Here is a 14,298-nt window from a genome sequence, read left to right as displayed (position 1 = left end):
TCATACGAGGGAGAGCTCCTCTTTTTTGTTTTCTATTTCCGTGTTCTATTCTATTTTTTGGGCTCATAAGATGGAGTTACCTGGCATCACAACAATAAGCTGTCTAAGAGCCGACAGAAGATGGAGGAAGTAGAAACGATGGACAAGAGAGTGATGATCCAATGGGCTGCGCTATCTTTAACTAGTTTCTTAGCCGTCATAATCATAGTACCTGCCATACTCGTCAAAAACGTTACCCCTGCGCCTCCGGTGGAAAGACAGCAGGACGCGGCAGCCTCACAGGCAGTTCAACAGGAAGGGATCGCCTCCCTCGTCATCCCGGTCTATTTGAGCAAAAACAAGCAAGTGGAATCTATTCCACTCGAAGCCTACGTAAGAGGCGTCTTGGCTGCCGAGATGCCGATAGAGTTTGAATTGGAAGCAATGAAGGCTCAGGCTATGGCGGCGCGGACGTACATCCTTAGAAGAATAGTGGAGCAGGATTTCAGCAATATGCCGGTAAGCAATGCCTGGGTAACGGATACGACCGCTCACCAAGCCTATGTGTCCGACGACGAATTGAAGACACGTTGGGGAGCAGCCTACGCGGCTAATTCGGACAAGCTGGATCAGGCAGTGAACGAAACGAAGGATTTGATCTTAACCTATCAACAAAAGCCGATCCAGGCTACCTTCTTCTCTACCAGCAACGGGTATACGGAAAATTCGGAGGATTACTGGAACGAATACATCCCGTATTTACGCAGCGTACCCAGCCCTTGGGACACCAAGCTATCGCCCCGTTACAAGGAGACGACCACCGTTTCTCTCAAAGAGCTGCAAAGCAAGCTGGGTATTCGCACGTCCATTCCGGTCTCCGCCAACGGCAGCGGGGCGTTAAAGGTTCTCCAGATGACCGAAGGGCACAGGATCAAGTCAATGGCCATAGGAGGAAAGACATTTACGGGTCGTGAAGTCCGTGAGAAGCTGGGCTTGGCTTCCTCTCAATTTCAGTGGAGTTGGAAGGGGACGAATCTGCAGGTCACTACGTTCGGCTATGGCCATGGAGTCGGTATGAGTCAATGGGGAGCCAATGGAATGGCGCTGGAGGGACGGAAAGCGGAGGAGATCGTCAAGTATTTTTATACCGGAATTGAAATTAGTAGAGCATCGAACCTAGTAAAAGGGAAAAGTTTCTAAAAAAATAGATCATCTCGCGTATAAAACTTGTATCCGTGGCAACAATGGTTAGCGAGGTGATAAATCTATGAATGATCAAAAGAGAGATTTGCAAAACAATGAAGAAGCTCCTAAAACTATCGAAGGAGCGCAAACCAAACCAGCTTTTTCCTGGAGAAGATTGCTAGCGAAAAAGTGGGTGTTTCCTGCAACTTACATGGCAGCGGCGGCAATTATCTTAACGTTAATGTGGGTGTACCAGGATGCCGGAAAGTCGACCCTAACGAATGAATTGGGAATCGACAGCAGCAAATCGGCATCGGTAACCGATAGCGTAATGAACCCGAACGCCGTAGCTGTCAACGCCAACACCGAAACGATGCAATGGCCGTTCAAGGATCGCAGTGAGCTTGATGTAGTGCTTCCGTTCTTCGACAGCAAAGCTTCTAACGAAGTAAGACAGACAGCCATGGTAGAATACGGCGATACGTTCACTCCGCACATGGGTATGGATTTCTCCAGACCGGACAATCAGTCGTTTGACGTTATGGCTGCTATGAGCGGCAAGGTGACGGCAGTGGAGAAAAATCCGGTCGTCGGCAACCTGGTAGAAATTACGCATTCCAACGGTTTGGTTACCGTATACCAAAGCTTGGCGGATATTAAAGTAGCCAAAGATGCCGAAGTGAAAAAAGGCGATATTATCGCCAAAGCCGGCCGCAACGAGCTGGAGAAGGAACAAGGCAACCACCTTCACTTCGAGGTTCGCCAAGGTGAGAGCGGTCAAGCCGTCAATCCGGAAACCTTTTTGACAAGTCATTAATCTGAACCAGGAATAAAGATGGCGGGGGGCGCATAGACGCTCCCTTTTTTTCGCATCGAAGCTTGTCATGGCTGCTTGTCCTTGAAAATAATTGTGTCTTAATGGGCTTGTCACGCTTGGAAACAAAGAATATAAGTAAACGCCCCTCATATAATGTACCAAACTAACTCGAGTAGGGAGGCGAGGGGAGTGCACGATTACATTAAGGAGCGAACCATCAAAATCGGACGTTGCCTAGTGGAAACTAAGCATACGGTTCGCACAATCGCTAAAGAATTCGGTGTTTCCAAGAGTACGGTGCACAAGGATTTAACCGAAAGACTGCCCGAAATTAACCCGGATCTGGCTAACCAAGTCAAACATATTTTGGAGTATCACAAGTCGATTCGTCACCTGCGCGGGGGGGAAGCTACGAAGATCAAATACCGGAAAACACGCAGCCCAAAAGCTCAGGATAAACTGGTCACCGCGAAGTAAAAGGTTATGATTTCGCTTACACTCCCTCAAACCGATCCGAACCGACAACAGAAAGCGATTCATGTCGAAAAAGCCGATTAAAAAAGAGGATTTTGCAAACGAATAGCGAATGGTATACAGTAACGATTATAATAGAGGTACCGCTTCTGTTTAAGGAATGGACGGTTTGTTTAGGGAGGAACATTTCAATGTTAAGCAAGGATATTGGCATAGATCTTGGGACAGCGAACGTCCTGATACATGTGAAAGGGCGCGGCGTTGTACTGGATGAGCCGTCGGTTGTCGCCATTGAGAGCGACACGAAGCGGGTGCTGGCCGTAGGGGAGGAAGCGTTCCGTATGGTTGGACGTACTCCCGGCAATATTGTGGCTATTCGCCCGCTTAAGGACGGCGTCATAGCCGACTTCGAGATCACGGAATTAATGCTCAAGCACTTCATCAATAAGGTCGGAGGCAAGCAGTGGTACAGCCATCCTAGAATTCTCATCTGCGCTCCGACCAACATTACGTCCGTGGAGCAAAAGGCTATTCGTGAAGCTGCAGAGCGCAGCGGAGCCCGAGAGGTATTCTTGGAAGAGGAGCCTAAAGCCGCTGCGATCGGCGCGGGCATGGATATTTACCAGCCTAGCGGGAACATGGTTGTAGACATCGGCGGGGGGACGACAGATGTTGCCGTGCTGTCCATGGGCGATATTGTCACCTCCTCTTCTATTAAAATTGCGGGGGACAAGTTCGATAATAGTATTATGAAGTATATCAAGAGCAAATATAAGCTTTTGATCGGGGAACGCACCTCGGAAGATATCAAGGTCAAAATTGGAACAGTGTATCCGGACGGACGCAAGGAAACGATGGATATCCGCGGCAGAGATATGGTGAGCGGACTGCCGTTGACGATTACCATCAACTCGAATGAGATTCAGGAAGCGTTGTGGGATCCGGTTTCTTCGATCGTTGCTGCGGCAAAATCCGTATTGGAGCGCACTCCTCCGGAGCTATCCGCAGATATTATTGACAGAGGCGTTATTCTGACGGGCGGCGGCGCTCTATTGCACGGAATTGATCAATTGCTGGCGGACGAGCTTAAGGTGCCTGTCCTTATTGCAGAAGACCCTATGCATTGCGTCGTTAAAGGAACCGGAATTATGCTGGACAACCTTGACAAGGTCTCCAAACGGAAGTTTTAACCCGGCTTCAACTATTAACTAGTACGTCTGGGAGGATACATAACCATGCTAAGAGGTCTTTATACCGCGGCTTCGGGTATGATTTCACAACAGCGCAGACACGACATCGTGACGAACAACATCGCTAACATCAATACACCGGGCTTCAAACAAGGCAATGCGATAAACCGCTCCTTTCCGGAAATGCTGATTTCGCGTATCGGGAACGGGAAGGGAGAGCCTCAAGCCATTCCTGTGGGCCGCCTCAATACAGGCGTTATGGCGGAGGAAAATGTGTCCGTCCATAAGCAGGGGGACATTCAGGAGACGAGCAGTCCGTTTGATTTTGCGATTGTATCCAACATGCAGGTGCCTGGTGCCAGATTTGATGCTTCAGGTAAATATGTGGATGCCAATGGGCAGCGAATTAATCAGCCGCAAGCTCTATTTACGGTTCAGGATCCTAATGGCGAGCAGCGGTATACATTGGACGGCAAGTTCTCCGTCGACGTCAACGGACGGTTAATTTCAACTAACGGTCTTCCGGTACTGGGTACGGATGGACAACCTATTGTGTTGATGGACACCACAACCCAAACGCCAATCATCGATTTTCGTGTAACGAAGTCGGGTCGGTTTCTGAATCCGGACGGAAGCGAAATTCTTAATGCTAACAATCAGCCTGTCAGTCTGTTGATTAGCCGCATTGAAGATCCGAACCAATTGGTGCGCGAAGGAAATGGGTTATATCGGTTGAATCCCGGCTTCGAAGGCATGGCAAGACCTGTTAATCCGAACGATCCTAATGAGATGGAGCAGCTGGAAGTGCGCCAAGGCTTTATTGAGCGTTCTAATGTCGATGGGAGCCAATCGGTGGTGGATATGATGGCCGCTCTAAGAGCTTATGAGGCGAACCAGAAAGTGGTCCAGTTTTATGACAAAAGCATGGACAAGGCCGTTAACGAGGTCGGCCGAGTATAAGCGAATGGGTTGCCGCGGTGGTTTGTTTGCTAAGGCAGGACTCGGCGATGCTTACGAAGCAAGCTTGCAGCAGCAAAGCTCAGCAGCGCTTACGAAGTAAGTTTTGCTTCGCAAAACTCTTAGGAGGAAACGCATGAACAACTCAATGATCAACGCGTCGGTATCAATGCAGGCTCTGCAGCAAAAGCTCGATATTTTATCCAATAACATGGCCAATATTGATACGAACGGATATAAACGCAAAGAAGCATCCTTCCAGGATGTCCTTACCAGCGTAAAGCAACAGCCTAACGGGTTTCAAAAGCAAGGCCGTTTATCTCCTCTTGGGTATAATCAGGGATGGGGTGCCATGCTCGTACAGGCTCAGCTCAATATGGGACAAGGCTCCCTGCAGCCTACAGGCAACGATCTGGATTTAGCCGTCGAGGGTAACGGTTTATTCGAAATCAATAGCATCACCCGGGATGCCAATGGGGCCTTAACAGCCCAAACCGTATGGACGAGGGATGGTTCCTTTCAGCTGAGTCCTTCGGAAAACCCGGCGGATGCTGACTTCTTTCTGACCACGAAAGACGGACGTTACGTAATGGGAACCGACGGGAATCCGATCCGAGTTCCGGCCAACCATAAGGTGAAGATTGAAGAGGACGGTACGATCATGGCAATGGACGATGCCGACAAGTCGGCTCCTCCGGTAGAAGTCGGCCAGATCAAGATGGTACGCGTTCTTCGCCCGCAGCTTCTGAAGCAGCTGGGTGATAATTTATACGGGTTACCGGCCAATGCTGCAAACCCCAATGATATTTTGGAGCCCGTAGCAACAACGGACAATACAGTGAATAGAGTGGCCGTGCGTCAAGGATTCCTAGAGAAGTCGAACGTGAAATTAGCCGATGAAATGACGGACCTGCTTCAAGTGCAAAGGTCATTCCAATTAAACTCGAGAGCGATCACTTCCGCAGATACGATGATGGGTCTTGCCAACAGCTTGCGCGGATAGGCCTCTTTTAAAGTGAGGTTGAGGTAATGACAGAAGCAGTTCCCAAAAAAGCAAGTAAGGATAAAGGACAGAAACGTCCCAAGTCCCCTAAAAAATGGAAGCGAGTCACCTTTTTAATAGCCAAGTGGTTGTCCATTCCGTTCTTGTGTATGGTTGCTTTAGCTATTGGGCTTGTCTTGGGATACGTCTATATAGGAAAGCGTCCCATGAGCGAAGTCTATGAAATAGACACATGGCGCCATTTGTATGATCTGGTCTTTTCCGAAACTTAATACCGTCGTAGAAGCTCCCTTCGTGGGAGTTTTATTTTTGGTCTAAGAACGGTATAATATATGGATGATGGGAACGAATGCCCAAATCACGCGGAAGGGGAGAAAGGTTTTTACGTGTGGAACTTACCTAATCTGTTAACAGTATGCCGGTTTTTTCTTATCCCCGTGTATTTGTTGGTGTTCGAGGCAGGTTATGTCAGATCCGCTTTTTTTGTGTTGCTGCTGGCGGGGATGACGGATGTGCTGGACGGTTATATCGCGCGTAAAAAGAAGCTGGTCACCCAACTGGGCAGCATGCTCGATCCATTGGCGGACAAGATGATGATGATAACCGTCATTCTTTCCTTGGTGTGGTCCAGGATGATTTCGTGGGAGGCTGCCTTGGCCATGTTCTTGCGCGATGCTGGAATGATAGTGGGGTCAGCGATTTTCCACTTTCGCGGCAAACAGACGGTACCGGCTAATGCTATGGGTAAATTGACAACGGTTTTATACTATGTAGCCATTCTGCTTATTATTTTTCAGCTTCCTTATGCGAATGCCTATTTATGGTTTGTTATTATTGTTTCTTTCGTTACATCGACGATTTATGCCTTTCAATTTTACTTTCTCAATAAACCCGAAGATAAGGTGGCCGTTGAGCCGCAAAAGCCCAACATATGAAGAGGCCATGCCGCACTTCTGGAGCAAGAGTGGATGTGCAGCCTCGTTAACCCTTATACTGTAAAAAGAGCTTAGGCCCAAGCTGGCATACATCGGCAAGCCTGGACATAAGCTCCCTTATATCAACCTTCACTACTGCAGGTCATGAAGGGACAGTTATATTGTAAGTTGAAAGAAAAATTTTTATACCCAATCTTGAGAGGAGTCACATTACTGTGCTGGATGCTGTACAAATTCAAGAAATTATTCCTCATCGACACCCATTTTTGCTTGTAGACCGAATCTTAGAGGTGGAAGCCGGCGTCAAAGCGGTGGGTCTTAAAAATGTAACGATGAACGAGCCTTTTTTTGCAGGCCATTTCCCGGGATATCCGGTGATGCCAGGAGTCCTGATTGTTGAAGCGTTAGCTCAAGTCGGCTCTGTAGCAATGCTGCTGGTAGAAGCCAACCGGGGCAAGCTGGGGTTTTTCGCCGGCATTGATGAGTTTCGTTTCCGCGGCCAAGTTGTGCCTGGTGATACTTTGATCCTGGAAGTAGAGATTACACGCCTCAAGGGCTCCATTGGGAAAGGACAGGCCGTAGCCAAAGTAGGCGACAAGGTGGTTGCCGAAGGAACCCTTATGTTCGCTTTGTCCGACCCCGCCAAAAAGTAATGGGTTTATTTCTTACTATTATATAGGTCTAAAAAGGAGATGGATTATGAGCACGCAAAACCGAGTGGAAGAACAATACAAACTATGGTTGAACGATCCTGCCATCGATGAAGAGACGAAGAATGAATTGAAAAGCATCGCAGATCAGCCGAAGGAAATAGAGGACCGCTTTTACCGCGATCTCGAATTCGGAACCGGAGGACTTCGCGGTGTTATTGGAGCGGGTACGAACCGCATGAATAAATATACGGTGGGCCGGGCCACACAAGGCCTTGCACAATTTATTAATAAAAGAGGTTACGCTAATCCGTCGGTAGTCATAGCTTATGATTCGCGGAATCAGTCGCCGGAGTTCTCTCTGGAAGCAGCCAAAGTGTTGGCCGGTAACGGAATTAAGGCTTATGTTTTTGAATCGCTGCGTCCTACGCCTGAGCTTTCCTTTGCCGTAAGAGCTTTGAAGGCATCCGCAGGCATCGTAGTGACAGCCAGTCACAACCCGCCTGAATACAATGGATACAAGGTATATGGCTCCGATGGCGGACAGCTGGTTCCTGATCAAGCGGAACAAGTGATCGGCGAGATTCAGCAGGTCCAGTCCTTCAGCGATGTGAAACGTGAAACGCGGGCCAACGCGGAAGCATCCGGTCTTCTGCAGTGGGTTGGAGAAGAACTGGATGAGCAGTATGTTCGGGCTGTTACAGCCGTCAGCTTGAATAAAGAAATCGTTAGAACAATGAGCGATAGCTTCCGCGTCGTGTACACTCCGCTTCATGGAGCAGGGAACTTATCGGTTCGAGCGGTCTTGAGCGCTGTTGGCTTTAATCATGTTGAGGTTGTGGCCGAGCAAGAGCTGCCGGATTCTAAATTCTCTACAGTCAAGTCCCCTAACCCGGAAGAAAAGGATGCTTTCACTTTGGCGATTCGGCAAGCGAAGGAAGTCGACGCTGACATCATCATCGGTACCGACCCGGATTGTGACCGGATGGGTGCGGTAGTCAAGGATGCGAACGGGGAGTATTTTGTCCTGACAGGCAATCAGTCGGGTGCCATCATGGTTGATTATTTGTTAAGCAATCTGAAGGAGCGCGGCGAGCTGCCTTCCAACGGGGTTGTAGTTAAAACCATTGTTACCAGCGAGATGGGCGCCGTTATTGCCAAGCATTATGGCGTGGAAACCTTGAATACTTTAACCGGATTTAAGTACATCGGGGAGAAAATGACGCAGTTCGAAGCTTCTAAAGAAGCGGAATTTTTGTTCGGTTATGAGGAAAGCTATGGCTATCTGGCCGGCAACTACGCAAGAGATAAGGATGCGGTCATTGCTTCCATGCTTATTTGTGAAGCAGCCGCTTATTATAAGAATCAAGGAAAAACCTTGTACGAGGTTCTTCAGGAGCTTTATGAGCGCCACGGGTATTTCTTGGAATCGCTTGAGTCGCGGACTATGAAAGGCAAAGACGGCGTAGAGCAAATTCAGGGCATTATGAGAGACTGGCGTGAAAATCCACCTACTGAAGTGAACGGCCAAACGGTTGTCAAAGTCGAAGACTTCTCCCTCGGCTTGTATGGATTGCCGGTTGAAAATGTATTGAAATATACGTTAGCGGACAATTCGTGGTTCTGCTTGCGTCCATCCGGCACAGAGCCGAAGATTAAAGTATATTTTGCTGTCCGCGGCAATTCAGCGCAAGCAGCCTCCGACGCGATTCATGGCCTGGTTAACGCCGTCATGAGCCGGGTTGACCAAAAATAACGGTAGGAGTTGGAACGTGTTGACTGGGCGTTACTCGCACTGGAATCGGAAATGTATCAAATGGTTATGGTGGCTTGTTATTCTTGGGCTGTTGGCTTCGCTGCCCATTGCTTATGAAAGAAACGAAACCGAACAGCAAACGGCGCGCAAGGTTGAAATTGTGTTTGATTATCGGGACTTGCTTGAAATTTCCGATACCCAGACAGATCCGCGTCAATTTGTTATGACTCAGCTTAAAGAGCTGAAAAGCGCAGGCGTACAATCCATGGCGGTCTATGAGTCTACGTTAAGCGAGCTTAGATTAAGCCGGAGGATAGAGGTGTTTTCATCTCATGAAGCGACTGCGCTGACCCAGAGCCCGATCTCACCGAACGAAAACTTTACTTATATTTTGTTTGCTGAGAAGGACGCTCAGGATAAGCTCCAGCCGCTGATTACCCAAACCTTTAACAGCTTGAATGTAAAAACGCGTCCATGGAGCTTCAAAAACCAAAACGGTATGATTATCGAAATGGGATTGGATGAAGCGAACCTCAAGCCAATGGACCCGGACCCGATCACGCTTTCGATGCTGAAGGAGCAAGGATTCCAAATCGTTATGAGGATGTCCAACCGGAGACCGTTCGATGAAGCTCGGATGGACGGACTGCTCGGGCAGCTTCAACAGTTAGGTGTTAAGCGATTTATCATCGATGGAGAGACGGTTCCTGGCTACGTCAGTGAGACGAAGCCGGAAAACATCGAGATTATGGCTGAGCTGATGAAAAAGCATCATATGGGCCTGGCCAATATCGAGCTGCAGAAAACGCAGCAAAAAGGATTTAACCGGCTATCCAAGCTGATCGATTATAACGTCGTTCGTCTGCACTCCTTCACCGAGAAGGATGGAGAGAAGCTGACGGAGAACTTGACGGAGCAAGAATTGAAGGATCGCATTCAAGGTGTCTCGGATCGCTTTGTGTTGGCGGTCAAGGATCGCAATATCCGCATGGTATTCCTAAATGCGCGGGCAGTTAAGAATCTGGATAAAGGAAAAATTCTTAACCCGCTCGATTCCATCAAAGAAAGCTTGCGGGGCGAGGATGGAGCGATCCCTCGTATTAAAGAAGCTGGCTATACCATGGGGATAGCAGAGCGCTTCTTCCCATTCCATTCGGGATGGCAGAAGGCAGCCAAGGTCGTATTGTTCGTTGGGGCGATTGCTTTGGTTGCATTGACGGTATCGGCTTTTATTCCGGAGATAACCTTGTTTATCTTTATTATCGGCTTGATCGGTGCAGCAGGATTATACGTTCTCTCACCGAATTTGTTCGCTCAAGCTCTTGCTTTGGCCTCGGGAACTTGTGCCCCTACGTTGGCCATTATTTACGCCCTTCGTTCGGCAAAAGCCAAGTATCAGGCGCGCACAGGCAACCGTCTTGGCTATGCGATTTGGCTGCTGCTGCGAACTTCGGCTATCTCGGTTATTGGCGTATGCTTTATCGTAGGGCTGCTAAATCAGATCATTTACCCGCTGGTGTTAGACCAGTTCAGGGGCGTCAGCGTGCTGCATTTGCTGCCGATTGTCCTGGTAGCACTTTACTGGCTGCTGTTTAATGAAGATTTATCTCATAAAGAAAAGCTGGCCAAAGGGAAAAAGCTGCTGTCATCGTACATTAGCGTATTGTGGGTTATCGGTGCCGCCGCCATTGTCGGTGCCGGGATGTACTACTTATCGAGAACGGGAAACGAAGGACAAGCTTCAGCGTTTGAACGTTTGTTCCGCTCATTCCTGGAGAACACTTTAGGCATTCGACCTAGAACCAAGGAATTCTTGATTGCCCATCCGCTGTTCCTGCTCGGAGCTTACTTGTGCATGAAATATCGCAATGCGCTGCTGCTTATCCTGGTAGGTGTCGTTGGTCAGGCTTCAATAGTCGATACCTTTGCTCATTTGCATACCCCGCTGATGATTTCGTCGATTCGAATCGTATACGGCTTGTCGTTCGGGATACTAATCGGGCTTGGTTACATTATTGTTTGGGAGATCGTAGTAAGGAGTTGGCGTCGTTGGACCCCGTTATTACTAAAAGAATAGTCTTATCCGGCTATTATGGCTTTGATAATAGCGGTGATGAAGCCGTACTCCAATCGATTTTACTGGCATTGGATGAACAAGGAAGGGCGAACGGCGTAAGATTCGTGCCGGTCGTTCTTTCGATTCAGCCTGAGAAAACAAGCAGAATGTACGGAGTCGAATCCGTTCATCGGATGAAGCTCGGCCAAGTGATTAGCGCCATTCGCGGAGCGGATGGACTGATCAGCGGCGGAGGCAGTCTTCTCCAGGATGCCACCAGCGCCAAAACGATTCCGTATTACCTGGCCATCCTGAAAATCGCGCAATGGCTTGGGAAACCAACCTTTATTTACTCGCAAGGAATCGGTCCGGTCAGCCGCGGTTTGTTTTTTGGCTGGATCCGTTCTATTTTTAATAAAACGCAATATATATCGGTTCGAGACCAGGAATCTAGAGAATTGCTTCGAAGGATGAAGGTGTCGAAGGAAATCATCGTGGTACCGGATCCGGTGATGGGGATGCCGCTTGGCTCTTATGAAACGGAAGGGCACCGGTCAGAGGAAAAACCCGTTATCGGCGTGTCCGTTCGCTATTGGAACCAGGATCGTTCAGAGCTGAAGGCTCTTGCCGAGGCACTGCGCCTTATGCTGGAGCAAAGTGAAGCGGTTGTCAGATTTTTACCGTTTCACTTGCCATTAGATACGGAGGCTTCCCACGAAGTTCGCAGTCTCATCGGGGACAAGTTCAGTTCCCGGATCACTACGGCGGAGAATGTTGTTAACCCGCAGCACATGTTGGCTGAAGTCGGCCGCTGCCAGCTGTTAATAGGAATGAGACTTCATTCGCTGATCTATGCCGCTTCACAGGAAGTGCCTATGCTCGGAATTTCCTATGATCCGAAGATCGATCAATTTATGAAACGGCTGCAAATGCCGGTCGTTGCAACGACCAAGAGTATTCAGCCGGAACGAGTGGCTGAAGAAGGGCTGAAGCTGCTTGCCAATCGTTCTTCCTGGCGTGAAGAGAAAAAAGGGCTTTTTAGTCAGCTGAAGAACGAAGCACAAAAGCCTGCACAATATATGGCTTCATTTTTCACCAAAGGAAGGGATTCCAAGTGACGATACCGAAAGTGTCCATATTCGGCGTACCGTTCTCCAAACTCAATATGAAGGATACGATCACACAAGTTGCTCGGATGATCGATTCCGGACGCCCGCATCAAATCATTACGGCTAACCCGATTATGGTCATGTCAGCCTTGGAAAACACGGCTTATCTAGAGATGATGAAAAACGCCGACTTGATCGTCCCTGACGGGGCGGGGGTCGTATGGGCCTCTCAATACGTTGGCAACCCTGTGGCCGAACGGGTAACAGGCTTCGATCTGATACATCATCTTATGGATTTGGGGCAATCCAAAGGGTGGAAAGTATTTTTGCTCGGAGCATCCCCCGAAATTATTGAGGCTGCTGCGAACCGTTTAAAGGAGAAGTTTCCGAACCTCCAGCTAGTCGGATATAGGGATGGCTATTTTAAGCCGGAAGAGGATCAAAGTGTCATCGAGAATATTAGATCACATCATCCGGACATTCTATTAGTAGGGAGATCGGCGGATACTCAGGAGCCCTGGATCGCCAAGTACAAGGAACAGATTCAGGTTCCGGTTATTATGGGGGTTGGGGGAAGCTTTGATGTCATGTCCGGCAAATTAAAGCGGGCACCGAAGTTGTTCCAAAAGCTGAAATTAGAATGGTTTTACCGGCTGCTTCAGGAGCCGTGGCGATACAAACGTATGCTTGTCCTGCCGAAGTTTGCTTTGAAAGTGATTAGAGAGAAGGATACCGTACAGAGACCTTGAAAAAAACTATGAAAACTTACTGATAACCGCCTGATTTCCTTAAAATTAGTGTGGTGTTGCGGTGTCAAACGGAGTATAATCTGAAGTGTTTGAGGTTTTTATAGATAAAAGGGGCTGTGAAAACAAAAATGAATGTATTATACGGAATTGGATTTGCTGTCGCATGCATAATTGCCCTTCTAATGACACCTTTGGTAAAAAAGTTTGCTTTCTGGGTAGGCGCTGTTGATGCACCCAATCATCGGAAAGTACATAGTCGCATCATGCCAAGGCTAGGCGGTTTGGCCATTTTTGTTGGATTTGTAGGCGCTTATTTCGTCATTTCTCCGGCCATTGACTCGTTGAACGGAGACGTAGCGCTGGGCTTGCTTATCGGAGGCGCTATTATTGTACTGGTAGGCGCTTTGGATGACCGGTTTGATTTGTCCCCCAAAGTAAAGCTGCTTGGGCAAATTCTCGCCGCATGCGTTGTCGTTTATTCCGGAGTCGTGATTGATCTAGTGAACGTTCCGTTTGGCGACACAACCATTTCGTTAACCTGGCTGGCAGTTCCTCTGACTATTTTCTGGATTGTCGGAGTGACGAATGCGATTAACCTGATTGATGGTTTGGATGGATTATCTGCAGGCGTATCAGGGATCGCAACGACAACGATTCTTATCTTGGCCTTGATGATGGGGAACATAACCGTAGTTCTGCTCAGTATCATATTGCTTGGCAGCATTGTCGGATTCTTATTTTATAATTTTCATCCTGCCAAGATCTTTATGGGCGATTCAGGCGCACTCTTCCTTGGGTTCAGCTTGGCAACGTTGTCTGTCCTAGGCTTTAAGCAGGCTACTGTCTTATCCTTACTGGTGCCTATCATGATACTTGGGGTACCTCTATCTGATACATTCTTTGCCATTTTGAGACGATGGGTTAATAATTTGCCTATCTCCAAACCGGACAAGAGCCATCTGCATCACTGCTTGCTGCAATTAGGCTTCAGTCACCGTGTAACCGTCTTGATTATTTACGGGGTAGCTTCCCTATTTGGAGGCGCGGCCGTTCTGCTCTCCTATATGTCCGAGCAGCAGGCGATATGGGGAATGGTTTTGTTGATCGTCATTCTTATCGCGGTCCTTGTACTAGGAGCGGAAGCGATAGGTATCATTAGTCAGACGAAGAAGCCTGTGCTTCAATTTCTGCAAAAAATAAGAGTTTTGTCCGGCAATCGATCTCGGATGATTAAGTAAATAGCCATATGTAGAAGATCCCAGACCTTTAAAGGTTTGGGATTTTTTGTTCTGCCTATTTTCAGGATTCGCTAAATTTTTTAGGTCTTAAAGCCGATAAGTAAAGTACACGAAACTTTTTTTACTGCTGCGGTGGCCTATGTCTGCAGTAGAACGAGCAAAGGGGGCTTTTTTGCAGAGAGGGCAGATCGACAGCATGC

Annotated in this window: 14 protein-coding genes; all 14 read left to right on the top strand. The window is 48.3% G+C overall.

The window, feature by feature from the left end; translation table 11 throughout:
* Positions 1 to 120: 120 nt before the first annotated feature.
* The 14 genes from spoIID to ABEA66_RS31095 all read left to right on the top strand — a co-directional run bounded on the left by spoIID (position 121) and on the right by ABEA66_RS31095 (position 14,098).
* On the top strand, positions 121 to 1,179 hold the full coding sequence (gene spoIID, locus ABEA66_RS31160; protein ID WP_345593744.1) for a stage II sporulation protein D: 1,059 nt from the start codon (positions 121 to 123) through the stop codon (positions 1,177 to 1,179).
* Between the two features lie 67 nt (positions 1,180 to 1,246).
* Positions 1,247 to 1,981: a M23 family metallopeptidase gene (locus ABEA66_RS31155; protein ID WP_079914231.1), complete on the top strand. Its 735-nt coding sequence runs from the start codon at positions 1,247 to 1,249 to the stop codon at positions 1,979 to 1,981.
* Between the two features lie 189 nt (positions 1,982 to 2,170).
* A complete protein-coding gene (spoIIID, locus tag ABEA66_RS31150) occupies positions 2,171 to 2,458 on the top strand; it encodes a sporulation transcriptional regulator SpoIIID (RefSeq protein WP_028550977.1) in 288 nt (95 codons plus the stop codon).
* 188 nt (positions 2,459 to 2,646) lie between these two features.
* Positions 2,647 to 3,645: a rod shape-determining protein gene (gene mreB, locus ABEA66_RS31145; RefSeq protein ID WP_079914232.1), complete on the top strand. Its 999-nt coding sequence runs from the start codon at positions 2,647 to 2,649 to the stop codon at positions 3,643 to 3,645.
* A 45-nt stretch (positions 3,646 to 3,690) separates the two neighbouring features.
* Positions 3,691 to 4,605, top strand: a complete 915-nt coding sequence (locus ABEA66_RS31140; RefSeq protein ID WP_345593739.1) for a flagellar hook-basal body protein — start codon at positions 3,691 to 3,693, stop codon at positions 4,603 to 4,605.
* A gap of 133 nt (positions 4,606 to 4,738) precedes the next feature.
* A complete protein-coding gene (locus ABEA66_RS31135) occupies positions 4,739 to 5,605 on the top strand; it encodes a flagellar hook-basal body protein (protein WP_345593737.1) in 867 nt (288 codons plus the stop codon).
* 26 nt (positions 5,606 to 5,631) lie between these two features.
* Positions 5,632 to 5,877, top strand: a complete 246-nt coding sequence (locus ABEA66_RS31130; RefSeq protein WP_079914235.1) for a DNA-directed RNA polymerase subunit beta — start codon at positions 5,632 to 5,634, stop codon at positions 5,875 to 5,877.
* Between the two features lie 114 nt (positions 5,878 to 5,991).
* On the top strand, positions 5,992 to 6,540 hold the full coding sequence (locus ABEA66_RS31125; RefSeq protein ID WP_192705852.1) for a CDP-alcohol phosphatidyltransferase family protein: 549 nt from the start codon (positions 5,992 to 5,994) through the stop codon (positions 6,538 to 6,540).
* Between the two features lie 215 nt (positions 6,541 to 6,755).
* Positions 6,756 to 7,193, top strand: a complete 438-nt coding sequence (fabZ, locus tag ABEA66_RS31120; RefSeq protein ID WP_079914236.1) for a 3-hydroxyacyl-ACP dehydratase FabZ — start codon at positions 6,756 to 6,758, stop codon at positions 7,191 to 7,193.
* Between the two features lie 46 nt (positions 7,194 to 7,239).
* Positions 7,240 to 8,946: a phospho-sugar mutase gene (locus ABEA66_RS31115; RefSeq protein ID WP_345593733.1), complete on the top strand. Its 1,707-nt coding sequence runs from the start codon at positions 7,240 to 7,242 to the stop codon at positions 8,944 to 8,946.
* A gap of 19 nt (positions 8,947 to 8,965) precedes the next feature.
* Positions 8,966 to 11,023 (top strand): DUF5693 family protein, encoded by a 2,058-nt coding sequence (locus tag ABEA66_RS31110; RefSeq protein WP_079914238.1) that lies wholly within the window; start codon positions 8,966 to 8,968, stop codon positions 11,021 to 11,023.
* On the top strand, positions 10,996 to 12,120 hold the full coding sequence (gene csaB, locus ABEA66_RS31105; RefSeq protein ID WP_345593730.1) for a polysaccharide pyruvyl transferase CsaB: 1,125 nt from the start codon (positions 10,996 to 10,998) through the stop codon (positions 12,118 to 12,120). Before ABEA66_RS31110 ends, csaB begins: the two co-directional genes overlap by 28 nt.
* Before the next feature lie 47 nt (positions 12,121 to 12,167).
* Entirely contained in the window at positions 12,168 to 12,860 is a 693-nt protein-coding gene (locus ABEA66_RS31100) for a WecB/TagA/CpsF family glycosyltransferase (protein WP_345593803.1), read from the top strand.
* A 128-nt stretch (positions 12,861 to 12,988) separates the two neighbouring features.
* A complete protein-coding gene (locus ABEA66_RS31095) occupies positions 12,989 to 14,098 on the top strand; it encodes an MraY family glycosyltransferase (protein ID WP_345593728.1) in 1,110 nt (369 codons plus the stop codon).
* Positions 14,099 to 14,298: the final 200 nt, after the last annotated feature.

Origin of the sequence: Paenibacillus vulneris, from assembly GCF_039543185.1 — a bacterium.
In the GTDB taxonomy this organism is placed as follows: domain Bacteria; phylum Bacillota; class Bacilli; order Paenibacillales; family NBRC-103111; genus Paenibacillus_S; species Paenibacillus_S vulneris.
The sequence above is the reverse complement of the archived record's forward strand: the minus strand, read 5'-3'. Positions and strand labels throughout refer to the sequence as shown.